Source organism: Lysinibacillus sp. NPDC098008 (genome assembly GCF_044760715.1).
Lineage (GTDB): Bacteria > Bacillota > Bacilli > Bacillales_A > Planococcaceae > Lysinibacillus.
The window spans coordinates 288,880-311,811 of sequence record NZ_JBIWBA010000001.1 but is presented as its reverse complement, the minus strand read 5'-3'; the positions used below and the strand labels follow the sequence as shown (position 1 = coordinate 311,811).

22 protein-coding genes and 2 riboswitches are annotated in these 22,932 nt (G+C 41.6%); of the genes, 17 read left to right on the top strand and 5 right to left on the bottom strand.

Going from position 1 to position 22,932, the window contains the following annotated elements; genetic code table 11:
• Positions 1-11: 11 nt before the first annotated feature.
• From ACIQVU_RS01530 to ACIQVU_RS01510, 5 genes are all read right to left on the bottom strand, one after another.
• The gene (locus ACIQVU_RS01530) at positions 12-3,515 is read right to left on the bottom strand and encodes a S8 family peptidase (RefSeq protein ID WP_402893410.1); all 3,504 of its coding nucleotides are present in this window, start codon (positions 3,513-3,515) and stop codon (positions 12-14) included.
• A 114-nt stretch (positions 3,516-3,629) separates the two neighbouring features.
• Entirely contained in the window at positions 3,630-4,466 is an 837-nt protein-coding gene (locus ACIQVU_RS01525; RefSeq protein WP_340806267.1) for an energy-coupling factor ABC transporter ATP-binding protein, read from the bottom strand.
• The gene (gene cbiQ / locus ACIQVU_RS01520) at positions 4,463-5,236 is read right to left on the bottom strand and encodes a cobalt ECF transporter T component CbiQ (protein WP_340806265.1); all 774 of its coding nucleotides are present in this window, start codon (positions 5,234-5,236) and stop codon (positions 4,463-4,465) included. The genes ACIQVU_RS01525 and cbiQ overlap by 4 nt, the downstream gene beginning before the upstream one ends.
• A gap of 5 nt (positions 5,237-5,241) precedes the next feature.
• A complete protein-coding gene (locus ACIQVU_RS01515) occupies positions 5,242-5,514 on the bottom strand; it encodes an energy-coupling factor ABC transporter substrate-binding protein (protein WP_340806264.1) in 273 nt (90 codons plus the stop codon).
• A 2-nt stretch (positions 5,515-5,516) separates the two neighbouring features.
• The gene (locus ACIQVU_RS01510; protein WP_402893406.1) at positions 5,517-6,266 is read right to left on the bottom strand and encodes an energy-coupling factor ABC transporter permease; all 750 of its coding nucleotides are present in this window, start codon (positions 6,264-6,266) and stop codon (positions 5,517-5,519) included.
• 227 nt (positions 6,267-6,493) lie between these two features.
• Positions 6,494-6,678, bottom strand: a riboswitch (cobalamin riboswitch).
• 202 nt (positions 6,679-6,880) lie between these two features.
• Positions 6,881-7,061: riboswitch (cobalamin riboswitch) on the top strand.
• Between the two features lie 140 nt (positions 7,062-7,201).
• Here ACIQVU_RS01510 and ACIQVU_RS01505 point away from each other — a divergent pair.
• From ACIQVU_RS01505 to ACIQVU_RS01425, 17 genes are all read left to right on the top strand, one after another.
• Positions 7,202-7,573 carry a (2Fe-2S) ferredoxin domain-containing protein gene (locus tag ACIQVU_RS01505; protein WP_340806261.1) on the top strand — a complete coding sequence of 124 codons (372 nt, stop codon included), beginning with the start codon at positions 7,202-7,204 and terminating at the stop codon, positions 7,571-7,573.
• A gap of 4 nt (positions 7,574-7,577) precedes the next feature.
• Complete coding sequence (gene cobJ / locus ACIQVU_RS01500) at positions 7,578-9,245, top strand: precorrin-3B C(17)-methyltransferase (RefSeq protein WP_340806260.1); 1,668 nt, start codon at positions 7,578-7,580, stop codon at positions 9,243-9,245.
• A gap of 15 nt (positions 9,246-9,260) precedes the next feature.
• On the top strand, positions 9,261-10,160 hold the full coding sequence (locus tag ACIQVU_RS01495) for a sirohydrochlorin chelatase (protein WP_402893403.1): 900 nt from the start codon (positions 9,261-9,263) through the stop codon (positions 10,158-10,160).
• Positions 10,157-10,918 carry a precorrin-6A reductase gene (cobK, locus tag ACIQVU_RS01490; RefSeq protein ID WP_340806257.1) on the top strand — a complete coding sequence of 254 codons (762 nt, stop codon included), beginning with the start codon at positions 10,157-10,159 and terminating at the stop codon, positions 10,916-10,918. Before ACIQVU_RS01495 ends, cobK begins: the two co-directional genes overlap by 4 nt.
• 12 nt (positions 10,919-10,930) lie before the next feature.
• A complete protein-coding gene (locus tag ACIQVU_RS01485) occupies positions 10,931-11,590 on the top strand; it encodes a precorrin-8X methylmutase (RefSeq protein ID WP_340806255.1) in 660 nt (219 codons plus the stop codon).
• The gene (locus tag ACIQVU_RS01480; RefSeq protein ID WP_340806254.1) at positions 11,590-12,723 is read left to right on the top strand and encodes a cobalt-precorrin-5B (C(1))-methyltransferase; all 1,134 of its coding nucleotides are present in this window, start codon (positions 11,590-11,592) and stop codon (positions 12,721-12,723) included. The genes ACIQVU_RS01485 and ACIQVU_RS01480 overlap by 1 nt, the downstream gene beginning before the upstream one ends.
• Complete coding sequence (gene cbiE, locus ACIQVU_RS01475) at positions 12,698-13,900, top strand: precorrin-6y C5,15-methyltransferase (decarboxylating) subunit CbiE (protein ID WP_340806252.1); 1,203 nt, start codon at positions 12,698-12,700, stop codon at positions 13,898-13,900. The genes ACIQVU_RS01480 and cbiE overlap by 26 nt, the downstream gene beginning before the upstream one ends.
• Positions 13,893-14,600 carry a precorrin-2 C(20)-methyltransferase gene (cobI, locus tag ACIQVU_RS01470; RefSeq protein WP_340806250.1) on the top strand — a complete coding sequence of 236 codons (708 nt, stop codon included), beginning with the start codon at positions 13,893-13,895 and terminating at the stop codon, positions 14,598-14,600. Before cbiE ends, cobI begins: the two co-directional genes overlap by 8 nt.
• Positions 14,600-15,385: a precorrin-4 C(11)-methyltransferase gene (cobM, locus tag ACIQVU_RS01465; protein WP_402893398.1), complete on the top strand. Its 786-nt coding sequence runs from the start codon at positions 14,600-14,602 to the stop codon at positions 15,383-15,385. The genes cobI and cobM overlap by 1 nt, the downstream gene beginning before the upstream one ends.
• Entirely contained in the window at positions 15,378-16,499 is a 1,122-nt protein-coding gene (locus ACIQVU_RS01460; protein WP_402893396.1) for a cobalt-precorrin 5A hydrolase, read from the top strand. Before cobM ends, ACIQVU_RS01460 begins: the two co-directional genes overlap by 8 nt.
• 11 nt (positions 16,500-16,510) lie before the next feature.
• Positions 16,511-17,878, top strand: coding sequence for a cobyrinic acid a,c-diamide synthase CobB (locus tag ACIQVU_RS01455; protein WP_402893393.1), 1,368 nt, complete (start codon positions 16,511-16,513; stop codon positions 17,876-17,878).
• A complete protein-coding gene (locus ACIQVU_RS01450) occupies positions 17,871-18,509 on the top strand; it encodes a precorrin-2 dehydrogenase/sirohydrochlorin ferrochelatase family protein (RefSeq protein ID WP_340806245.1) in 639 nt (212 codons plus the stop codon). Before ACIQVU_RS01455 ends, ACIQVU_RS01450 begins: the two co-directional genes overlap by 8 nt.
• Entirely contained in the window at positions 18,506-19,273 is a 768-nt protein-coding gene (gene cobA, locus ACIQVU_RS01445) for a uroporphyrinogen-III C-methyltransferase (RefSeq protein WP_340806244.1), read from the top strand. Before ACIQVU_RS01450 ends, cobA begins: the two co-directional genes overlap by 4 nt.
• A 19-nt stretch (positions 19,274-19,292) precedes the next feature.
• Positions 19,293-19,856, top strand: coding sequence for a nitroreductase family protein (locus tag ACIQVU_RS01440; protein ID WP_340806242.1), 564 nt, complete (start codon positions 19,293-19,295; stop codon positions 19,854-19,856).
• A 13-nt stretch (positions 19,857-19,869) separates the two neighbouring features.
• On the top strand, positions 19,870-20,406 hold the full coding sequence (locus tag ACIQVU_RS01435; protein ID WP_340806241.1) for a cob(I)yrinic acid a,c-diamide adenosyltransferase: 537 nt from the start codon (positions 19,870-19,872) through the stop codon (positions 20,404-20,406).
• 122 nt (positions 20,407-20,528) lie between these two features.
• Complete coding sequence (locus tag ACIQVU_RS01430) at positions 20,529-22,028, top strand: cobyric acid synthase (protein ID WP_340806239.1); 1,500 nt, start codon at positions 20,529-20,531, stop codon at positions 22,026-22,028.
• A complete protein-coding gene (locus ACIQVU_RS01425) occupies positions 22,025-22,861 on the top strand; it encodes a class I SAM-dependent methyltransferase (RefSeq protein ID WP_340806237.1) in 837 nt (278 codons plus the stop codon). Before ACIQVU_RS01430 ends, ACIQVU_RS01425 begins: the two co-directional genes overlap by 4 nt.
• Positions 22,862-22,932 lie beyond the last annotated feature (71 nt).

Genomic DNA, 22,932 nt, shown 5'->3' with positions numbered 1-22,932 from the left:
TTTTTTGGGTTTTATTGAATTTCAAGTGTATAAGGTTGTGTACTTGCCTTGCCGTAAGCTTCGCTAACCTCGATATAGTAGTTGCCGGCATCTAGCTCAACGGTGCCGACCTCCGCATCCTCTGCACCATATAAATCTAAGGTTGTAACTGTTTTACCATTTGCCTGAATAATACGAATAACGCCGTCCAATGCCTTTTCAGTTTGAAGAGAGAAGGACACTTCACGTTTTTGGTCAATGGTAAATGCAAAGTAATCCTTATCACCAAATGGAATGCCTGTATTGAAATAGTGAGAGGCTACCCATTTATCATCCTTCTTCGTAAGGGCAAGTGGCTGTGTTGGCACACCATTGACCAACGTAGAATCCGCATCTTCATCCACTCGGTGATGGTCAAACAATGTTAATGTATAGGGCTGAATAGATACTTGACCAAAGTTCATGCTGCTGACAAGAATAAAATAGCCTCGATCCTTCTTCGCTTGGAACGATGTATTGACATCTGCTGTTCCCATCACACCGAGCTGCATTTCTAGGATATTATCACCTAGACCGAATGGAACTTCCGTTGCTAATTCCTTGGCATCAATTTTCATATTGCCATTTGTATCTTCAATAATGGAACCTGCAAATTTCAAGTCTTGATGAAGCTCCTTTGGTAATTGCTTGAACTGATCATTTGTAAAAGGAACCGTTGAAAGCAGTAAGCTCATTACTTCATCATTACCCTGTTGCTTATAATAGTAATAATCAATATCGTTCTGATAAATGAGATGATCTTTATAGGTTGTACCAAGTTGCAATGATTGGGCTTTTGCTGCTTCATTGTTATTTGGATTATAGTCCGCTGGAATATCGCCAGCTTTACTTGTTTTCAATGTATATGGTTCAACAGAGCGTTCACCAGCATTCATTACAGCAATGACATAGGTTTTATCTTTTTTCAGCGGCACAATCTTTGTATCATTTTCAAGGTTTACTGCACCTGTTAATAATGCAAGGATGTTTAGTTCATTTGTAAGGGAGGAGGTAGGTATTAGCTCCTTTGCTTCCTCATCATATTCAAATACTGTGCCAGTCGGTATTTGACCTGCGCCTTTTACAAATTTAAAGTTATAAAGAGCGTCTTCAGGTGATTGTAATACAAAGTAATCTTCATCATAATCTGATTGGAAATATGCTTTTTGGTCTTCACCAATCGTTAAACGAATCGCCTTGTCCATAATTGGTTCAACATTTTCCAGCTTCTCTGAGTCTGAAGGATTCATAAGCATCGTTAGTAAGCTATCTACCTCATCTTGCTTTTTGCTATTGCTTGGTGTGGTTGGTAATGCCTCTTCCAAAGCGGCTTCTTCGAATGCTTCTTCCGCTGCTGGTAGACCATCCTCATCTTTTGGAAGTGTTACAGCCTTTCCTTTTAATGTGTAAGGAAGAATGGACTCACTAATTGTTTCTTCTTTTTCAATGCCACCACTAAAGAACATTTCCATTGAAAAATCGCTACTATTTTCATTTGATACGCGTAAAACATATTCTTGCTCAGGCATAGCATCAACGATTAGGCTAACACCTTCACCTTTTGCAGTACCATAAGCTGCTTGCATTGGATAAGCTTCCATTTCCTCATCCTGTGCTGTTTCCTCTGGAAGTGACATTAAGTCTTCTTTTAAATATAGTTCCATAGATGCTGTTACACCTGGAATGCCTGATAAATCAAATTGCAGTGTTGTTGGTGTTTTTACGGAAAATGTAAAATAATCTTCATCCTTTTGCTGATCCTTTGATAGCAGCGTATAGTCTTTTCCAGCCGTACTATATGGGAACTTCTTGATTTCTTCCATATTTGTTTGATCTACTGCATCTACGGGCAAGTTTTTAACTGTTTGAGCTGTAAAGACATATGTTGATTTGCCTTTTGAGCTATAGCTGCCATTATGATCCTTCACCCCAATTAATAGCGTACCCTCTTGGGCTGCTTTAAAAAGATAGCCTTCTTTTTTGCCTATGCGTACATCATTGATATGGATGGGCTCAACTTCACCATAATGACTTGTTGGGTAAAAGTATAAATCAAAGGCATAATCATATTTATCTGCCCCTTTTAATGTCAGCTGTGCATATTCATCAGCCTCTAAATCAACTTTATACCATTGCTTTTCATCGGGTTGCTTCAATACCCCTTGCTCTGTATTCAATGTATTTTTAGTAAGCACCTTGGCATTTTGGAGGCGTTCTGCAGCTGTTTCAGAATAATGCTTAGGTAGCTTCTGAAGATCAAATTGCAAGGCTTTGATAGGGTCAACAAGACCATGTCCATATGTTAAATCATAGCCTTTATCCCCTAAATCTTGTGCAGTCATTTCAAGAATGGCTTCTATTTCATATGGCTTTAACTGTGGATATTTGGATTTAAGCAACGATGCGATTCCCGCAACAACAGGGGATGCCATAGATGTACCGCTAAATTTAATAAAAGATGAGCCCTTTTTCGCATCATAAACGGTGCTATATATTTCTTCGCCAGGCGCAACAATATCAACGGATGGTCCATAGTTGGAATAGCTAGATAGCTTATTATGCTCGTTTGTTGAACCAACACTAATGACACCTTCAAATGAAGCGGGGAAGGAATAATCATCTGTCGATTCATTACCTGCAGCAGCGATAATAGTAATGCCGCTATCAATCGCTTTTTGAACGGCTTCTTGCATAAGCGGAGATTCACCATAACCGCCAAGACTCATATTAATAATATCAGCGCCTTGTTCAATCGCATAAAGAATACCTTGTGCGATAATAAAATCATTTGCCCCATCCTTGCCATTGAATACATCGATTGGCAGTAGCTTAGCTTTTGGATTAATGCCATGTCCACCTACATCATTATTTTGTGCAGCCGCAATAATGCCTGCCACATGTGTACCATGGTCGCCTGGATATGTGGTATTAGCTGGTGCAGCCGCATTGTAAGGTGGCAGTACCTGTGCTTTTAGGTCAGGGTGCTTAAAGTCTACACCTGAATCAATCACCGCTACTGTGACCTCATGATTGCCTGCTAGCTCCAATGCCTTGTCTATTTGTAGCAGACTTAAATGATACATTTCTTCTTTTTTAGGATCAGATGCTTGTGTAAAGGTATGGTACATATAGCTAGGAGCTACGCTTGTAATACCATCTTGCTGCAAATAATAGGAAATGGCTTTTTCAAGCGATACATCTTTGTTTAATTGAATAACATCATAACCTAATGAAGGAATGGAGCGGATCACCTTGGAGCCAATTTTTTTATGTACGTTATTAGCAAGTCCTGAATGCTTAATAATAATGGTATTTTTGCTAATCCATTTTTCCTCATTTTTTGAATTTTTCCCTGCTGCTGCTTGATTACTTGCAAGCATAAGTTGCTCTAGCTTGTTATTTGTAGGCTGTGATGTTTCAGCAAAGGCGGAAACAGCAGGAATCATTAGTGCAGCAGATGCGACAACCGTGACGGATTTTTTTAACCAATTTTTCAATAATTTTCTCTCCTTCAGATCGTAAATTAAGCTTTGACTATTATTTATACGGCTCAACAATAGAAAAGTTTCGTAAATGAGGAAAAATTTTCACCCATATTTAAACTCCATCCTTTAAAGCTGCTGAATTAATTTGTGCAAATCAGCTTTGGAGCGAGGAATTGCCTGATGGCTTTGGATAATATGTTTTTCTTGTAGTAACAGTGCCATCGTAAAAACCCATGGGCGTTCGAGATGTGCACGCTTTAGTAGCTCTTCGTTATAGAACAGCGTAATAGGGTCCCCATTATAAATAATTGACCCTGCCTCCATCACAATAATATGCTCCGCCCATTCATAGGCGAGCTGGATATCATGTGTTGCGAGTAAAATTGTTCTGTCGCCATTTTCTAATGTAGCGAGGTATTGTAAAACTTGTGTAGCATAATAATGATCTAACCCTGCTGTTGGTTCATCTAATAACAGAACAGATGGCTCCATTGCTAAAACACCAGCCATTGCTACACGCTTTTTCTGTCCAACACTTAAAAAATGAATCGGCTTCTCCAATAAATCCTCTACCTCTGTTTGTGCAACAGCCCAAGCAATCCTTTCTTCAATTTTTTCGCTTGACCAGCCAAGATTAAGCGGACCATACGCTATATCTTGCTTGACTGTGCCTGAAAAAAGCTGATGGTCAGCATGTTGAAAAACAATACCAACCTGCTGACGAAGAGCCTTTAAAGCTTTTCTACTATATTGAAGCTTCCTCCCACAAAAGGAAATCGTTCCTGAAGTGGGCTTTAGGATGCCATTAAGATGCTGAAATAATGTTGACTTTCCTGCGCCATTTTGCCCGAGTATAGCGATTTTTTTTCCTTTTGGAATGTGCAATGAAATATCTATTAGAGCCTTTGTGCCATCCGCATAAACATGGGACAGATGCTCAAGCTCAAAATAATTTGCTGTCATCTAACAAAACCTCCATATATGATGAAGAATAGAAAAATAGCTGCCATGCCTAACCAATTTTTCTTGCGATAAGCGCCCGCTTCCTGCCAATAAACAGCCTCGCCACCACGTGACTGCATGGCATTGTTCAGCTCTCGGCTACGTTGAAACATCTCTACAAATAATGCTGCAATAAGCATGGAGATAGAACGTAGCCATTGCATTGGGGAATGATAGCCAAGACGTGCTTGTTGGGCAACATAAATATTTTGCATGCTCGCTAAAAAAAGAAAAATAAAACGGTAGGTTAGCTCTACTAATTCGACCAATAACACAGGCAATCGCCATTGTCGTAAAACATAACAAATACCGTTAACCGATGTTGTTAAAACTAAAAAATATAAGCAGCTTATACTACCAAGCACACTAAAAAATAATTGCTGTGCTGATGTCATACTTGCTTGCCCAATAAAAATGGTCCAATGGCTGAAGGTAACAGACCAAATATGAGCAGGTAAGACATGGGTGGATGGTGTCATGGAGATTAAAATGGCTATAAGGCTAGTGAATAAGAACAAGCATGGTAAAAGTAACAGCTTTCCATAATAGCTTAATGGGATTTTTGCGCCAACAATGATAAAAGCACTCATTACAAAAAATGTAATGAGTGAAAGCTGTTCATCTTTGAAAAGAAGGGATAATAACAATAGCCCTAATGAAAAGGTCATTTTTTCTAGCGGATGAACAAGCGCTAGCTTATTCAGATAAGCATACTTATCAATGAATAGCATAGTCGTTAGCCCTCTTTATGCTTGCCGCGCATATAGCCGATAAAATAGCCAATAAAGCCTGCACCAATCGCTGCTTGTAGAACAAATAATAAGCTTTCAATTTCACCACTAGGTGGCTCCCATAAACTTTCAAACCAAGGCTCATAGTCTTTGTTAATGTCACCAATCGCTGCTTCAGCTTCACCATCAGCACCACCAAACTCTGCGCCCTTTTGAATAAAGAGGGGAATAATCGCTAACAGAACAACAATAGCTACTAGCAGTAAGTTACGTTTCATGTCTAGTGCGCCTCCTTTACTGAGAAAACACGTAAGGCTTTTAATTCGCTAAGATTATATTTTTTCAAGAAATTCATCACAATGACGGTTAAAATCCCTTCACTAATGGCTAATGGAACTTGTGTTAATGCAAAAATACTTGCGAACTTTGTAAAGGATGCGGCGAAGCCACCAACCTCTGAAGGGAAGGCAAGGGCTAGCTGTACCGAAGTGATAACATATGTGCCTAAGTCACCGAGCATCGCAGCGCAGAAAACTGCTAGAGAAAAGGATAATCCTATTTTTTGTGCTCCTTTAAAAGTAAAGTAAGCGATAAAAGGTCCTACAATCGCCATTGAAAAGGCGTTTGCCCCTAATGTTGTCAGACCGCCATGTGCTAACAGCAGAGATTGGAATAATAGCACAATTGTGCCAATAACACTCATGGCAAGCGGGCCAAACAAAATGGTCCCAAGTCCAACACCTGTAGGATGCGAGCAGCTTCCTGTCACTGAAGGGATTTTTAAGGCGGATAATACAAACGCAAAGGCTCCTGAAAGCCCTAACATCATTTTTGTTTCAGGGTTGGCATCAATGGTTTTTCGAATGGAACGCAATCCTAAGACAATAAAAGGGATAGAGATAATCCACCAAAAAATAGCCCATTCAATGGGTAAAAAGCCTTCCATAATATGCATAGCAAAAGCTTGCTTTGGCACTATTAAGTATGCCAATAAAAAATAACTACATTTCCACCAAGAAAACTTCAACATTTTTCCTCCTCACGATGAAATAGATTGCAAGAATAGTGCGTGCGAAGAAATTCTTTGATGCGTATTTAGACTTTTGCATGATCCCATAAGCATCCTGTTGCTCGCTAAACAGGACATTTGACTGAGCCCATACAAAAAGCACTTCTCCGCTACAGGAAAAGTGCATGCTAAAAAAGGCAAATAATCTATTTATCTGCTAAGTCGCACACCTATCCTCGTAGGCTGAAACGGTCACGTATTTTTCGGCAGGTCTCCTGGCTCTAGTTCACTGCTTTATAGACCTTCCCATCCGTTGGACAGTGGCGTTTTCTATAAAACTCCCTATTACAGTGGCGGGACCGCGTCGGATTTACACCGACTTCCCTTTTAAGTAAAATAACAAGTATTTTACACCGAAAAAAATATAAAATTGTGAGATTTCACGACAAAGTATAACATGAATTTCCATAAATATGCTATACTTTTTATAAAAAATTTTGAATGAAGGCGCAATGTTGAAAATTCTGATAAGCGAAACTGATAAATTTATCACAAATTATTAAAGAAATATTGAAATTTTAAAATAATAAGCTATGATAAAGACAGTTTTCTATTCAATGGATAACGTTAATAATTTCATATAAACATCAATAAGTGCTCGAATATTCGAGATAATAGGGAAATTGGTGAGAATCCAATACAGCCCCCGCTACTGTAATAGCTGATGAAATCACAAAGCCACTCGTGCAAACTGGGAAGGCGTGAAAGTAAAATGAAGCTTAAGTCAGGAGACCTGCTTAGTTGATTGTGCATGCAAACTTTTCGGAGGGAGAAGTTGAAGCAAGAGCGGGTACCAGTATTTTATTCGTTTTTATCAAGCTTCTATAAAACCTTTACTCTCCATGAAGAGTAAAGGTTTTTTCTTTTCCAAAAAAGCAAATGAAGGGAGCAATTAGATGACAACATGGAATTTAGAGGGGATGCAAACACATCTCTTTATTTGCAACGGTAGTAGCTGTATGAAAAAGGATGGGGAGGATATTACACAAGCCATTCGAGATGAAATACAGCGACAAGCACTTGATAAAGAAATACATACGACAAGAACACGCTGTAATGGACGATGTAAGGATGCTTGTGTTGTTATTGCCTATCCACAAGGCAATTGGTATCGTGTGCCATCAACAGAGCATGCGAGAGCACTTGTACAAGATTTGCATCATGAAGCTTTATACAAGGAGCATGTCTTTTCATTGCGTGAGGGGACATTACAGCGCACAGCACAGACAACGGCCATTAAAGGGATTGAAAAGGTGAAAGAGAGGTAACAGGATGGCACAAAAAGGGAAAATTTTCGTAGTGGGCTTTGGACCTGGAGATTTTAAGCATATTACGACACGTGCTGTAGAGGCATTGCAACAAAGTGATATGATTATCGGCTATAAAACCTATGTAGAGCTTATTCAAGATTTAGTCAATGCCAAGTCAATTATTAGTACAGGTATGACAGAGGAGGTTTCACGTGCACAGGAGGCTGTGCGTCAAGCAGAGGCTGGTAGTATTGTTTCGGTGATTTCCAGTGGAGATGCCGGCGTTTACGGGATGGCTGGTTTGGTGTATGAAGTGTTAATTGAGCTGGGCTGGACAGAGGCAACAGGCATTGAAGTCGAAATTGTTCCAGGGATTTCAGCGATTAATTCATGTGCTAGTTTACTAGGAGCACCCATTATGCATGATGCTTGCACAATCAGCTTAAGCGACCATTTAACACCTTGGAATTTAATTGCAAAGCGTGTAGAGGCGGCAGCGATGGCAGACTTTGTCATTGCACTCTACAATCCAAAAAGTGGACGTCGTACAAGACAAATTGTGGAGGCACAGCGCATTCTGTTAGAATACCGTTCACCTGATACACCTGTTGGGCTTGTGAAAAGTGCCTATCGTGAGCGTCAAGAAATTACGATGACAACATTAGCAGAAATGCTAGAGCATGATATTGGTATGCTAACAACTGTCATTATCGGGAATTCTTCGACATTTTTCTATGATAATAAAATGATTACACCGCGTGGCTATCAGCGCAAATATACACTTGGTGCAGAGAAGCAGCCATTGCGTCCACATCAACGTTTGCGTGAAGAAAATGAACCTTGGGCAATGAACCAAGAAACAGGAGCTGCACGAAATGATTTTGCTGCTGACCCTAATGCAGGACGCTTTATTAAACCCAGTGTAGCCGCTGCGCCAAAACCGAAAAAAACAGCATTGGAAATGGCTACAGCGGCACTTGCAATGGTGAAAGGAACAAGTGCAATACAGGCAACGCCAAAGCTTGTCCAGCAAAACATTGAATCCATTTTTGAATTAGCTGTAAGCCCGGGTGTGGCTAATAAATTTTTTACACCACAGCAAATGACAACATTGGCAGAGGTCGTTGGTGAAAATGGCACGATGGAATATACACCAGAGCATCAAATCCATTTAAAAATTCCAACAACTGAGCCTGATCGCATTACCGAAAAGCTACAGGCAGTAGGCTTTTTACTAGCGCCTATTGGTGATGTTGTGACATTGAAGGCTTGTGATTTTTGCTATGGTGAAAAGGCAGATTCAATTCCATATGCAGAAGAAATTCAGGAAAAGCTAGGTGGCATGTCCTTGCCGAAAACATTAAATATTGGCTTTAATGGCTGTGGTATGGCTTGCTATCGTGCTGTGTTTGACGATATTGGCATTGTATACCGCAAAAGTAAGTTTGATGTTTTTATTGGGGCAAAGCCAGTGGGTCGTACAGCACATGCGGCACAGCCTGTTGTAGAAGGCTTGGAGCCAGAACAACTGATACCGCTTATTACAGAGATTATTGAAGAATATAAAGCAAATGCTCATCCAAATGAGCGCTTGTTTAAATATTTTAAACGTGTGAAAAAGATACTACATTTTACGTATCAGGATATGTCTTCCAAAATAAAAGTAGAGCCAGCTCCATGCGGCGACTAGTGAGGAGTAATAGAGATGAAAGCAATTTTATTTGTCGGCCATGGTAGCCGTTTAGCAGCAGGAAATGATGAGGTACGTACATTTATCGAGCAAATGACACCGCGTATTGATCCACAATTTTTAGTGGAAACGTGCTTTCTTGAATTTGCCTCACCGAATATTGAAGAAGGAATTACAAACTGTGTGAAAAAAGGGGCAACAGAGGTTCATGTCATTCCGATTATTTTACTCCATGCAGGTCATTCTAAGCTCCATATCCCAGCAGAAATTGAGCATGCACGCGAACATTATCCAAACGTTACGTTCACATATGGTCAAACAATTGGTATTCATGAAGAAATATTTGCGATTTTACAAGATCGCCTAGCAGACATTGGTTTTAGTACGGAAGAGGAGCAGCAGGATACAGCCATTTTATTAATTGCACGAGGCGGTAGTGATCCAGAGGCAAATGGTGATTTTTATAAAATCACACGACTACTATGGGAAAAGCTTCCTGTCAAATATGTGGAAAGCGCTTTTATGGGAGTAACAGACCCGCGTGTTGAGGAAGGCATGGAGCGTTGTGTCAAACTAGGTGCTAAAAAGATTACGATGCTGCCATACTTCTTATTCACAGGCATTTTAATGGAGCGTATGAAGGGAATGTGTGAAAGCTTTAATGCGCAATATCCTGAGTGTGAGATTCAAATTGCCGATTATTTTGGCTACCATGAACGTCTGCAAAATGTGTTATTAGAGCGTATTGAGCAGGCGGTTAATGGGACATCAACAGGCATGCAAGATTTAGAGAATTACCGTGCCTATGCGGCAGTACATGGACATGCACATCATCACCATCATCATGACCACGAGCATGGACACGATCACCATCACGACCATGACCATCATCATGCAGAGGAGCCTGTCAAATGATTTTCATGTTAGCAGGGACGAGTGATGCAAGAAACCTAGCCCTTGAATTGCAGCAGGCAGGGTATCCTGTCACAGCTACGGTCGTTACCGAATCAGCAGCCACTAGCCTTGCTGATGCTGGCTTGCCGCATTTAATCGGTCGGCTCACGGCTGACGAAATGGCAGCGATTATTACAGAGCAGAACTATCAATTAGTAGTAGATGCCTCACATCCCTTTGCGGAGGAGGCATCTAAAAATGCGATGGCAGCGGCAGAGCAGGCACAGATTCCATATATTCGCTATGAGCGAGCTCATGAGCATTATGCTCATCCATTAATTACTGTTGTAAAGGATTATGAGGAGGCAGCTCAGCTAGCTGCAGAAAAACGCGGTGTCATTATGCTAACAACAGGAAGTAAGACACTCGCAACCTTTACAAAGGTGCTTCACGGCTTAGACAATACAAGAGTGATTGCGCGTATGCTGCCACGACTGGACAATATGGAAAAATGTGAGGCGCTCGGCGTGGCACAGCGAGATATTGTGGCCATTCAAGGTCCATTTTCAAAGGAGTTAAATGAAGCGCTATTTCGTCAATATGGCGTAACATTAATGATTACGAAGGAAAGCGGCAAGGTTGGCTCAGTGGATGAGAAGCTAGAGGCGGCGCTTGCTTGTAATATTGAAACGATTTTAATTGCCAGACCAAATATTCAATACGGCCAGCAATATTCAACATTTGAAGATGTTTTACAGGCTGTACAACAAACACTTTAGGAGGCATTTTTCATGGATTTTAAAACAGATTTCAAACCATTAACAGTAGACCCAGATAAAATTTACGATTATAGCTTTTCTATTATTGCGGAGGAAATGGGTGAGCATGATTTTTCAGAGGATGAATGGAAGGTTGTGCGACGTATTATCCATGCATCAGCAGATTTTGAGCTAGGTCGTAGTGTTATTATTACACCGGGCGCTATTGAAGCAGGCATCAAGTCTATTCTTGCGGGACGTCATGTGATTGCAGATGTGCAAATGATTGAAAGTGGCTCTGGTAAGAAGCGCTTCCAAAAGCATGGCGGAGATTTACATTGCTATATTGCAGATGAGGATGTTGCGATTGAAGCAAAAAAACAAAATACAACGCGTGCCATTATTTCGATGCAAAAGGCAGCAAAGCTCCATGAAGGCGGTATTTATGCAATTGGTAATGCCCCAACAGCATTGCTGGAATTGATTCGTTTAGTAAAAGAGGGTCTAGCAAAGCCTGATTTAATTATTGGTATGCCTGTTGGCTTTGTATCAGCGGCTGAATCAAAGGAAGAGCTGCTGAAACTTGAAGGCATTCCATATATTACGAATGTTGGCCGTAAAGGCGGCAGTACAGTGACGGTAGCCGCATTAAATGCCATCTCACTTTTAGCGGACGAACAGGCGAAAAAATAATGGAGCGCAAGCCAAAAAAGGACCCCAAGGACATGCGTCACGGTTACACAACGGGAGCCTGTGCAACTGCGGTAACAAAGGCCGCATTGCTCGCTTTAATTACCAATGAAGAGCAGGAAACAAGCACCATTCATTTACCAATTGGGCGAGATGCAACCTTTACCATTGAAAAATGTATATTTGAGCAACATGGAGTTAGCTGTGAAACGATTAAAGATGCAGGTGATGATCCTGATGCCACACATCAGGCACTCATTGTAAGTACAGTGAGCTGGGCAGATACACCAGGCATTCATTTAGACGGGGGGATTGGTGTCGGGCGAGTGACAAAGCCCGGCTTGCCAGTGCCTGTTGGACAGGCTGCTATTAATCCTGTACCACGTAAAATGATTTTTAGCACTGTACAAGGTGTGTTGGATGAATTTCACATTACAAGAGGCGTGAATGTGGTAATTTCTGTACCAAAGGGTGAGGAAATTGCGAAAAAAACATTAAATGGACGGCTTGGTATACTTGGAGGCATCTCGATTTTAGGCACTAGGGGAACTGTTGTGCCTTTTTCAAGTTCTGCCTATATGGCAAGTATTGTGCAGGCAATTAGTGTGGCAAAAGAGGCTGGCTGTGACCATTTAGTTGTTACCACTGGTGGCCGTAGTGAAAAATTTGCGATGCAGCAATATCCACACTTACCAGAGGAAGCCTTTATTGAAATGGGCGATTTTGTTGGCTTTACCTTAAAGCATTGTAAACGCCTTGGCATGAAACAAGTATCACTTGTTGGCATGATGGGCAAGTTTTCGAAGGTTGCGCAAGGGGTAATGATGGTGCATTCCAAAAGTGCACCGATTGATTTTTCTTTTTTAGCACAGCTAGCAGCAGATAGTGGGGCAGATGAAGCAACGATTGCCGAAGTACGAGATGCCAACACAGCGTCACAAGTCGGAGAAATTATGATGGCAAAGGGCTATAATGCATTCTTTCATCATTTATGTGAGGCTTGCTGCTACTCCTCACTCCATCATATAAAGGGCGGTCTAACGCTTTCCACATCGATCTATTCGATGCAGGGACAATTACTAGGAAGGGCTGATAATATTGCATCGATCGATGAAGTTAATTGGGATCGGGGATAACGGATTAGCAAGCTTACTACCACAATATCTTCAATGGATTGAGGATAGCGAGGTGCTTGTTGGTGGTGAACGTGTTCTCGATTTTTTCCCAGCTTATACAGGTGAAAAGATTGTTATTAAAGGCGGTCTTTCAACACTTGTTGAACGCTTAGCAAATGAAACAAAAAAAACAGTTATTTTAGCATCAGGAGATCCGTTATTTTATGGGCTTGGTGGCTATTTAGCGAAAAAGCTTGAGATAGAGGTGTATCCGTATATAAGCTCTGTCCAGCTTGCCTTTGCAAAGATGGGTGAAAGCTGGCAGGATGCTTATGTAGCAAGCATTCATGGACGCTCTATGAAGGGCTTGGCACAGCGCATCGATGGCAAAAAGAAAGTTGCACTGTTAACAGATGCCGATAATAGCCCAAATGCCCTTGCTCGCTATTTAAAGCATTTTGGTATGTTGGAATACCGCGCGTTTGTGGCGGAAAATTTACAGGGTGAAAACGAAAAAAGTGGCTGGTACTCGCTCGACGAAATGGAAGTTACTCATTTTTCGCCTTTAAATGTCGTGATTTTAAAACAAACAATAGCACCGAAACGCTACACACTTGGGATTGATGATGAAGAGTTTTCACAACGCAAGCCAGATAAAGGACTTATTACGAAGAAAGAAATTCGAGTTTTAAGTTTGCAAGCCATGCAGCTTCAACAGAATAGCATTATTTGGGATATTGGCACATGTACGGGTTCTATGGCGATTGAGGCAGGTAAGCTTGCACCTGAAGGACAAGTATTTGCAGTAGAAAAAAACGCACCCGATTTAGAAAACTGTCTCCAAAATCAACAAAAGTTTCGAGTCGATATAACGGCTATTCATAGCAAAGCACCAGAGGGTTTAGACAACTTTCCAGACCCTGATGCTATTTTTATCGGTGGCACTGGTGGTGAAATGGTTGAGTTATTGCAATTATGCTGTCAGCGTTTAAAGCAAAATGGGCGCATTGTATTAAATGCAGCGACCATTGAAAATTTATATAAGGCTGTGGAGGCGTTTAAGGCTTGTGGCTTTGCCGTCGAAATTTTACAGGCACAGCTTGCACGTAGTAAACCGATTTTAAATATGACACGCTTTGTTCCATTAAATCCAATATACATTATTTCCGCTTATCGAAAGGAAGAAAATCATGACTAATCTAGGTGTTTTATATGGCTTGGGCGTTGGTCCCGGCGATCCAGAATTAATTACAGTAAAGGCATTTCGCGTGATTCAAGAATCGCCTGTTATTGCCTATCCAAAAAAGCTAAGAGGTAGTAAAAGCTATGCCCATCGTATTGTCGATGTTTATATTAATCCAGAGGAAAAAGATATGCTTGGGCTTGTCTTTCCTATGACAAAGGATGAGGCTATCCTTGAGCGTGAATGGACAAAATCGGTGGAGCTTGTTTATGAAAAATTACAACAGGGCAAGGATGTTGCCTTTGTAACAGAGGGCGATCCACTATTATATAGTACGTTTATCCATATGATGAAACTGATGCAGGACAAGTATCCAGAGGTAGAAATTCGTACGGTGCCAGGAATTTCTTCATTCAATGGCTCCGCCTCACGCTTAGGCATTGCATTGGCAGATGGCGATGATCGTGTAGCGATTATCCCTGCCTATGACGATTACGAGGCAATGCGTGAAGCGATTGAAAGCCATGATGCAGTGGTTTTTATTAAAGTAGCAAAAGTGATTGACTTAATGCTTGAGGTGCTACGTGATTTAGATTTATTGGATAAAGCATCCGTGGTGACAAAGGTAACATCTGATGAGGAAGTCATTTGGGATGTACGTGAGCTAGATGGTGTCGATTTAGAATATTTAACATTAATGGTGGTGCGTAAATAATGAAGAAAATCTATATTGTCGGTGCTGGTCCTGGTGATCCCGATTTAATTACAGTCAAAGGCTTACATATGCTACAAACAGCAGACGTTGTCATGTATACAGATTCATTAGTGAGTGAAGAGCTAATTGCCAAAGCAAGACCAGATGCAGAAGTAATTCGTACGGCTGGTATGCATTTAGAGGAAATGGTTGCGGTAATGGTAGACCGTGTGAATGCAGGAAAAACAGTCGCACGTATGCATACCGGTGACCCTGCTATGTACGGGGCAATTATGGAGCAGGTTGCGCTATTAAAAAAGGAAGGCATTGGGTATGAAGTCATTCCAGGAGTTAGCTCTGTATTTGCATCAGCCGCTGCAATCGGAGCTGAGCTAACAATTCCTGATCTAACACAAACCCTTATTCTAACACGTGCAGAGGGGCGCACACCTGTACCAGAATTTGAAAAGCTGCGTGATTTAGCGAGCCATCATTGTACAATTGCCTTATTCCTTAGTGCAACGCTGACGAAAAAAATTGTCAAAGAGCTACAAAGTGCTGGTTGGGCTGATGACACGCCTGTAGCAGTTATTCAACGAGCTTCATGGCCCGATCAAAAAATCGTACGAACAACTTTAATCGAATTAGATGAAGCGATGCGTGTGAATGGTATTCGTAAGCATGCGATGATTTTAGCGGGCTGGGCATTAGACCCGAACATTCATGATAAAGATCAATATCGTTCGAAGTTATATGATGCAAGCTTTACACACGGCTTTAGAAAAGGTGTGAAGACAAGTGATTGAGTTACAAGAGGGTGTGTTACCAGAGGTTGATCAACGTAATCCTTATGCCGTTGTAGCCATTACGAAGCATGGTGTCCAAATAGGACGTCGTCTGCAGCAAACCTTTGCAGCAAGTGATTTATATTATATGAGTAAATTTGAACAAGGCGATGAAGAAGAAAAGCATATTCAACTATTTACAGGAACAGTGCGCCTGCTATTGCCAACACTTTTTAAGCAATATAAAGGGTTAATTTTAATTATTTCACTAGGGGCAGTTGTACGAATGATTGCGCCGATTTTAAAGGATAAAAAGACAGACCCTGGTGTTGTGGTGATTGATGATCGAGGGGAAAATGTTATTAGCGTATTATCAGGGCATTTAGGTGGTGCCAATGAGCTAACACACGAGGTAGCAGCTGCACTTGGTGCAAATCCGATTATTACAACGGCTTCTGATGTACAAAAGACGATTCCAGTTGATTTATTTGGAGCCCGCTTTGGCTGGGTATGGGATAGTGCGGATAAATTGACACCAGTTAGTGCATCTGTTGTAAATGAGGAGCATGTAGCCATTGTACAGGAAACAGGCGAACGTGATTGGTGGATGCGTGATACACCAATGCCTGAGCAAATTAAAATTTATCCATCGACACAGGCAGCGATAGAGGCGAAGCCACATGCCACGTTACTCATTACAGACCGAATTATTGAGCCAGCGGAAGAAGTGCTATTAGAAAATGGCGTAATTTATCGACCTAAATCAATTGTCTTAGGAATGGGCTGTAATCGTGGAACAGCTGTCGAAGAAATTGAACAAGTCATTGATGAAACATTAGCGGAGCTTAAGCTTTCGAAAAAAAGCGTAAAGGCATTATGTACCATTGATCTAAAGAAGGATGAGCAATGCTTTTTAGAGATTACGAAGAAATATGATTGGGAATTTATCACATATACACCCGCTGAATTAAATGAAATCGACTTCCCATCACCTTCTGAAACGGTCTTTCAATATACAGGTGCCTATGGTGTAAGTGAACCCGCAGCTATGCGCTATGCGAAGGTTGATTCACTGCTATTAGAAAAGAAAAAATCAGGCAATGCTACGATTTCTGTTGCTAGATTGCAATTTTAAGGAGGACGCCTATGCAAACAAATCGTTTTGTGCTAGCTGGTACAGGCAGTGGTGTAGGGAAAACAACCTTTACAATTGGGCTGATGAAGGCGCTACAAAATAAAGGTAAAATTGTTCAAGGCTTTAAATGTGGTCCTGATTATATCGACCCTACCTATCATACGGCTGTCACAGGAAGGATATCACGCAATATTGATAGCTGGATGTTTTCACATGAAGCTGTACGCGATATTGTAGCACGCGCAAGCAAGGATGCGGATGTAGCCATTATAGAAGGGGTTATGGGCTTTTATGATGGGAAAAGTCCGTTATCTGATGCTGGCTCTGCTGCAGAGATTAGCGTTGTCACAGAGAGCCCTGTTATTTTAATTGTCAATTGTGCAAGCATGGCACGCAGTGTTGCCGCAGTTGTAAAAGGCTTCCAATTACTATCTGATAAGCCGAATATCGTTGGGGTGATTGCCAACCAGGTTGGCAGTGTTGGGCATTATGAAATTGCAAAGGCAGCAATTGAGCAAGAATGCGGTATTCCTGTTATTGGCTATTTAAAGCGTGAGGAGGGCATTGATATCCCAAGTCGTCATTTAGGCTTAGTGCCAGCGATTGAACGCGGAGAGCTTGCTTCATTTTTTGACAAGCTTGGTGAGCTAATGGCAGAAACGATTGATTTGGATCAATTGCTTGATTTAACGAAGGCCCCTATTTTACAAGAATCAGGTCAGCTATTTGCAGCAGAGCCGCCTCAAAATATTGTGATTGCTGTGGCAAGAGATGCTGCTTTTAATTTTTATTATGAGGAAAATTTGGCTTTATTACGTGCAAAGGGTGCAACATTGCAATTTTTCTCCCCGCTTGCCAATGAACCTGTACCAGCAGAGGCAGATGGCTTATATATTGGCGGTGGCTTCCCAGAGGAGTTTGCCGCAACATTGGCGAACAATACAGTGGCAAAAGATTCACTACGTCAAGCGATTGCCAAAGGAGTGCCAACATTAGCGGAATGCGGTGGCTTTATGTATTTAACAGAGGCGATTACCAATAGTGAAGGTGAGCGTTATAGCATGGTAGGCGTAATCCCTGGTGAGGTAGTGATGCAAACAAAGCTAGCAGCACTTGGCTATCGCGAAATTTTCGGTACAGCGGATAATTTTTTAATTGGTGCAGCGGAGCAAGCAAAGGGCCATGAATTCCACTATTCACAATATAGTGGCACGCACAATACGCCAGCCTATGAAACAATCGGGCGCTTTGGCAAAAAGCAAGAAGGCTATCAGGTAGGCAATTTAGTGGCAGGCTATACACATTTTCATTTTGTATCAAACCCAAAGCTTGTTGACAATTGGTTAACAGCTTGTAAGAAGGTGAAGAAGCATGACTAATTATTTTCCAATTCATATCAATCTTGATTATAAAACAGTTGTCATTGTTGGTGGTGGTCACGTTGCAACACAAAAGGTAGCATCCCTATTACCAACAAAGGCAAATATTGTGATTGTGAGTCCAACGTTGAACGACTCTTTACAGCCACTTGTTACATCAGGGCAAATTACATGGCAGCAAAAAGAATTTGGACCAAGTGATTTGGACGATGCCATCCTTATTATCGCCGCAACGAATGTGACGGCTGTGAATGAAGCAGTACAGGAGGCAGCCCAGCATTGGCAGCTTGTGAATCGAACAGATGCACAGAGTGAGAGCGATTTTATTACACCTGCTATTGTGCGCCGTGGCTCTTTTGTGCTAACGGTTTCGACATCAGGCGCAAGCCCAGGATTAGCGCGCAAAGTAAAGGCAGATTTAGAGGAGCAATTTGACGAAGCATATGATGATTATGTGGACTTTTTACAGCAGGCACGCTTAATGATTGCCGCAAAGTATGAGAAAGGCTCACAAAGGCGTGTCGCATTAAAGGCATTATTAGAGCCAAGCATCCTTGAATGGACAAGAAATGGGGAAACGCAAAAGCGTGAAGCCTATTTACAACAACTACTGATGGGAGAACAGCAATGAAGGATGGAATCGTATATATCGTCGGGGCAGGCCCTGGGGACCCAAAGCTTATTACTGTATACGGCCTAGAATGCATTCAAAAGGCTGATGTCATTGCCTATGATCGACTGGTCAACCCTGCATTGCTCGAACATGCTAAAAAGGGAGCGGAGCTTGTCTATTGTGGTAAATTACCTGGCAAACATCACCTGATCCAAGAGGAAATTCATGCATTGCTTGTTGAAAAGGCACAGCAGGGCAAGGTTGTAACACGTCTGAAAGGTGGTGATCCATTTGTGTTTGGACGCGGTGCCGAGGAAGCAGAGGTGCTGAAAAATCATGGCATTGCCTATGAAATCGTGCCTGGCATTACAGCAGGTATTGCAGCGCCAGCTTATGCGGGCATTCCTGTGACACATCGGGATTTTGCGACAAGCTTTGCAATTGTCACAGGACATGGTCGTGAGGAAAAAGGACAAGATTTTTTAAATTGGCCAGCGCTGGCAACAGGAATTGATACGGTCGCCTTTTATATGAGCGTTGGCAATATTGCCTATATCGCTCGAAAATTAATCGAACATGGACGTAATACAGCAACACCTGTCGCTGTTATTGAGTGGGGAACGACTGCACAACAGCGTACAATTACAGGGAGATTAGATGAAATTGCCAGCATTATTGAACGTGAAGGGTATCATAATCCTTCCATGATTGTTGTTGGTGATGTCGTTAATATACGTGAAAAAATACAATGGTTTGAAGAGCAAGGACTTGCTTTTTCGTAAAGCAGAAGGAGGAAGCATAATGACAACTGTGATAGAAGCGTTAAAAAAGCGTCGCGCAATTCGTAACTATACAGCCGCGCCAGTTGAAAAAGAAAAGATCGAGCAAATTTTACAAGCCGCAACCTATGCGCCAAACGACCGTATGCGAGAGCCTTGGCATTTTTATGTCATTCAAGGTGAAGCAATGCAGCGTTATGAGGACATGGCGACTAGCTATTTACAGGAGCGTTTCCCAACAAAGCCTCATTTAGTGGAGAGTTCTTTAAAGGTTGTACAAACAACACCTGTTGCTATTGTAGTAACAGCAGATATGGTAGAAGGCGACACAGATGCAACAGAGGATAATATTTTTGCTGTCTGTAGTGCGATTATGTCCATGTGGCTAGCAGCAGAGGAGCTAGGACTTGGCTTTGTCTGGCGTACACGTGGTGTTGGACTTGTCCATGATCCCCGTATGCATACATTTATTGGTGCAAGCGATACCCAAAAAGTAGTCGGAACAATTTTTATCGGCTATCCTGAAGAGCAAGAGCTTGGCGATAAGAAACGCACATCCTTTGAAGAAAAAACAACTTGGCTGTAAGGAGGCTAAACACATGGCTAAAAAAGGCTTGTTGTTAGTTTATACAGGCGAAGGAAAGGGCAAAACAACGGCATCCCTTGGCGTAACATTACGCGCGGTTGGCCGTGGCTTACATGTGCGCTATATGCAATTTATTAAATCACCAGAGCGTACATATGGCGAACAAATTGCCCTGCGTAAGCTTGGCGTGGACATGGAGCAAATGGGCATTGGCTTTACATGGACAAAGACACCTGAAGAGCACCGCACTGCTTTAGCAAAGGCATGGCAAAAAACAAAGGAAGCCTTGCAGGATGACAGCATTGATTTATTAGTGTTAGATGAATTAAACAATGCACTTGCCATTACAAGGTTTCCAATTGCTGATGTGCTCCCATTGGCAGAGGTGCTAGAGGCTATTAAGCAACGCCCATCAACGATGCATCTTGTTGTGACAGGCAGAAGCGCTCATCCAGCCCTACTGGAGCTAGCTGATTTAGTATCAACCATTGATGCGACAAAGCATTATTATGATGAAGGCATCCCAGCGGTGAAAGGGCTTGAATTTTAACTAACCAAGGGCTGGGTGAATAGCCGCGGAGCCAAGGCAAATACATGCGGAAAAGAAGCAAATAGCCGCGGAACCAAAATAAATACCCGCGCTACATCAATTACAACGGAGGAAAAAGAACGATGCCAGCTAAATCTATTATGATTCAAGGAACAGCCTCTGATGTTGGAAAAAGTATGATTTGTACGGCATTATGTCGTATCTTTTCAGATGATGGTTTTCAAGTAGTGCCGTTTAAATCGCAAAATATGGCACTTAATTCATTTGTAACAAAAGATGGCGGAGAAATTGGCCGTGCACAGGGTGTACAGGCAGAGGCAGCCCGCGTTGTCGCAACAACGGATATGAATCCTATTTTGCTCAAGCCGAAGCAAGATATGATGTCTGAAGTTATTGTGCATGGCAAACATTTTTTAAATATGGATGCTAAAAGCTATCGCAATAACTTTGTGCAGGAAGCGATGCCGATTGTTGAAAAATCGGTGCGTACATTACAGCATACATATGATGTGATTGTGCTAGAGGGTGCAGGAAGCCCAGCAGAAATTAATTTAAAGGATCGCGATATTGCCAATATGCGAATGGCGCATTTAGCAGATGCTGCGGTCGTGCTTGTGGCTGATATTGATCGTGGCGGCGTTTTTGCCTCGATTATTGGGACACTGGCACTGCTGGATGAGGCGGAGCGAGCACGTGTCAAAGGGCTAGTTATTAATAAGTTTAGAGGTATGCGAGAATTACTGGATGATGGTCTGGAATGGGTCGAGCGTGAAACAGGCATTCCAGTGCTTGGTGTTATTCCTTATTTGGATGTCAAGATCGAAGCAGAAGATTCTCTCGCCTTATCGTCCCTGCGCTTTAAAAAGCCAAAGCCTGGCGAATTTGTCGTAGATGTAGCGATGATTCGCTTGCCACGTATTTCAAACTTTACAGATATTGATCCATTCTTTGATGAGCCTGAGGTAGGTGTTCGTTTAGTTGGCAATGTGCAGGAGCTTGGGACACCGGATTTACTAATACTGCCAGGAACAAAAAGCACCATGGATGACTTAGCATGGTTAAAGGCACAGGGCTTTGATAAGGCGATTGCCCATTTACATCAGCGCGGCACAAAAATTATCGGCATTTGTGGCGGCTTCCAAATGCTTGGTGAAACATTACTAGACCCAGATGCAGTGGAAGGAAATGGTGAATCGGCTGAAGGTCTTGGACTATTGCCAATGGAAACGATTTTTGTTGGGGATAAAAAGACTGTGCAAATGACAGGCACAAGAGGGCAGGATATATTGACAGGCTATGAAATCCATCTAGGGCGTACCAAAATTTTACGTGATGAAGTATCACCATTTCTACAGCTTGAGGATGGGCGTGTAGACGGCGCTATTAGTCATGATGAACAGATAATTGGCACGTATTTCCATGGTCTATTCCATAATCGGCCATTTACTCGCCAGCTTGTCAATGAAATACGATTAAAAAAGGGCTTAGTCGCTTTACCAAGTGATGTAAAAAGCGATGCGCAACAACGAGAGGATGCCTACAATATGCTTGCTAGCCATGTACGTGCTAATCTTGATATGAAAAAAATATATGAAATGTTATCGTTAGAGGTATCTGTATGACAAGAAAAGGGCCGTTAGCCATTAATTATGAAGCATTATGGCAGGAGGGTATGAAGGATTGGCATGGTCATATGCCTGAGCGTATGGTCAATGATCAGCTAGAGGAGCAATTTTGGACACAGTCTGTCGCACGAAAAAAATTAGGCCAGACAGACCCTTATGCTGCAAAAATTTTTCAAGAGCTGCAAAAAAGCATTGAACCGCAGCATTCCGTATTAGAAATTGGTCCTGGCTGGGGGAATTATACATTCCCATTAGCACAACAGGTGGACAAGCTAACATGTGTAGATAGCTCTGAAAGTATTTTGCATTATTTACAACAATGCATGCCTAATGAGCAGCATGTTTCCTATGTGCATGCAAAGTGGGAGCATTTAGCTGCTGATGATATCGAGCCACATGATATTGTGTTAGGCATTAATTGTTTTTATCGTATGTATGAAATTAAAAAAGCCTTGTATCATATGAATCGTCTTGCAAAAAAGCGAGCGATTATTGGCATGACAACAGGGCCAATTCAACCACATTATGAATATTTATATGAAAAATATGGCTATGCGATTAAATTTCCACGTAGAGATTATATTGAATTTTTAAACTTATTATATGAAATGGATATTTACGCAGACTGTCAAATCATTCCGTTAGAGCGTGTCTATGAATATAATAGCTATGAGCAGCTAATAGCAACACAAAGTAAAAAAATATTAAGTGCCAACTTCCAGCAAGCACATGTGGAGGAATCACTGGCACCTTTTATCGAAGAAAGAAATGGGCGTTATTATTATCGTCATGATTTTCATGCAGCACTTGTATCATGGCAGCCTAAATAATACATAAACCTTTGGGAAAGCTATTTTGTCAAAGGTTTTTCTTCTTGATATGAATAGGGTACAATAAAGGG

Excerpts from the sequence above, each read along its gene's own strand:
- ACIQVU_RS01515 (WP_340806264.1), bottom strand. The coding sequence starts at position 5,514 with ATGAAACGTAACTTACTGCTAGTAGCTATTGTTGTTCTGTTAGCGATT.
- cobM (WP_402893398.1), top strand. The coding sequence starts at position 14,600 with ATGAAGAAAATCTATATTGTCGGTGCTGGTCCTGGTGATCCCGATTTA.
- cobA (WP_340806244.1), top strand. The coding sequence starts at position 18,506 with ATGAAGGATGGAATCGTATATATCGTCGGGGCAGGCCCTGGGGACCCA.
- cobK (WP_340806257.1), top strand. The coding sequence starts at position 10,157 with ATGATTTTCATGTTAGCAGGGACGAGTGATGCAAGAAACCTAGCCCTT.
- ACIQVU_RS01450 (WP_340806245.1), top strand. The coding sequence starts at position 17,871 with ATGACTAATTATTTTCCAATTCATATCAATCTTGATTATAAAACAGTT.
- ACIQVU_RS01430 (WP_340806239.1), top strand. The coding sequence starts at position 20,529 with ATGCCAGCTAAATCTATTATGATTCAAGGAACAGCCTCTGATGTTGGA.
- cobJ (WP_340806260.1), top strand. The coding sequence starts at position 7,578 with ATGGCACAAAAAGGGAAAATTTTCGTAGTGGGCTTTGGACCTGGAGAT.
- ACIQVU_RS01425 (WP_340806237.1), top strand. The coding sequence starts at position 22,025 with ATGACAAGAAAAGGGCCGTTAGCCATTAATTATGAAGCATTATGGCAG.
- ACIQVU_RS01510 (WP_402893406.1), bottom strand. The coding sequence starts at position 6,266 with ATGTTGAAGTTTTCTTGGTGGAAATGTAGTTATTTTTTATTGGCATAC.
- cobI (WP_340806250.1), top strand. The coding sequence starts at position 13,893 with ATGACTAATCTAGGTGTTTTATATGGCTTGGGCGTTGGTCCCGGCGAT.
- ACIQVU_RS01495 (WP_402893403.1), top strand. The coding sequence starts at position 9,261 with ATGAAAGCAATTTTATTTGTCGGCCATGGTAGCCGTTTAGCAGCAGGA.
- cbiQ (WP_340806265.1), bottom strand. The coding sequence starts at position 5,236 with ATGCTATTCATTGATAAGTATGCTTATCTGAATAAGCTAGCGCTTGTT.
- ACIQVU_RS01455 (WP_402893393.1), top strand. The coding sequence starts at position 16,511 with ATGCAAACAAATCGTTTTGTGCTAGCTGGTACAGGCAGTGGTGTAGGG.
- ACIQVU_RS01485 (WP_340806255.1), top strand. The coding sequence starts at position 10,931 with ATGGATTTTAAAACAGATTTCAAACCATTAACAGTAGACCCAGATAAA.
- cbiE (WP_340806252.1), top strand. The coding sequence starts at position 12,698 with ATGAAGTTAATTGGGATCGGGGATAACGGATTAGCAAGCTTACTACCA.
- ACIQVU_RS01440 (WP_340806242.1), top strand. The coding sequence starts at position 19,293 with ATGACAACTGTGATAGAAGCGTTAAAAAAGCGTCGCGCAATTCGTAAC.
- ACIQVU_RS01435 (WP_340806241.1), top strand. The coding sequence starts at position 19,870 with ATGGCTAAAAAAGGCTTGTTGTTAGTTTATACAGGCGAAGGAAAGGGC.
- ACIQVU_RS01505 (WP_340806261.1), top strand. The coding sequence starts at position 7,202 with ATGACAACATGGAATTTAGAGGGGATGCAAACACATCTCTTTATTTGC.
- ACIQVU_RS01480 (WP_340806254.1), top strand. The coding sequence starts at position 11,590 with ATGGAGCGCAAGCCAAAAAAGGACCCCAAGGACATGCGTCACGGTTAC.
- ACIQVU_RS01525 (WP_340806267.1), bottom strand. The coding sequence starts at position 4,466 with ATGACAGCAAATTATTTTGAGCTTGAGCATCTGTCCCATGTTTATGCG.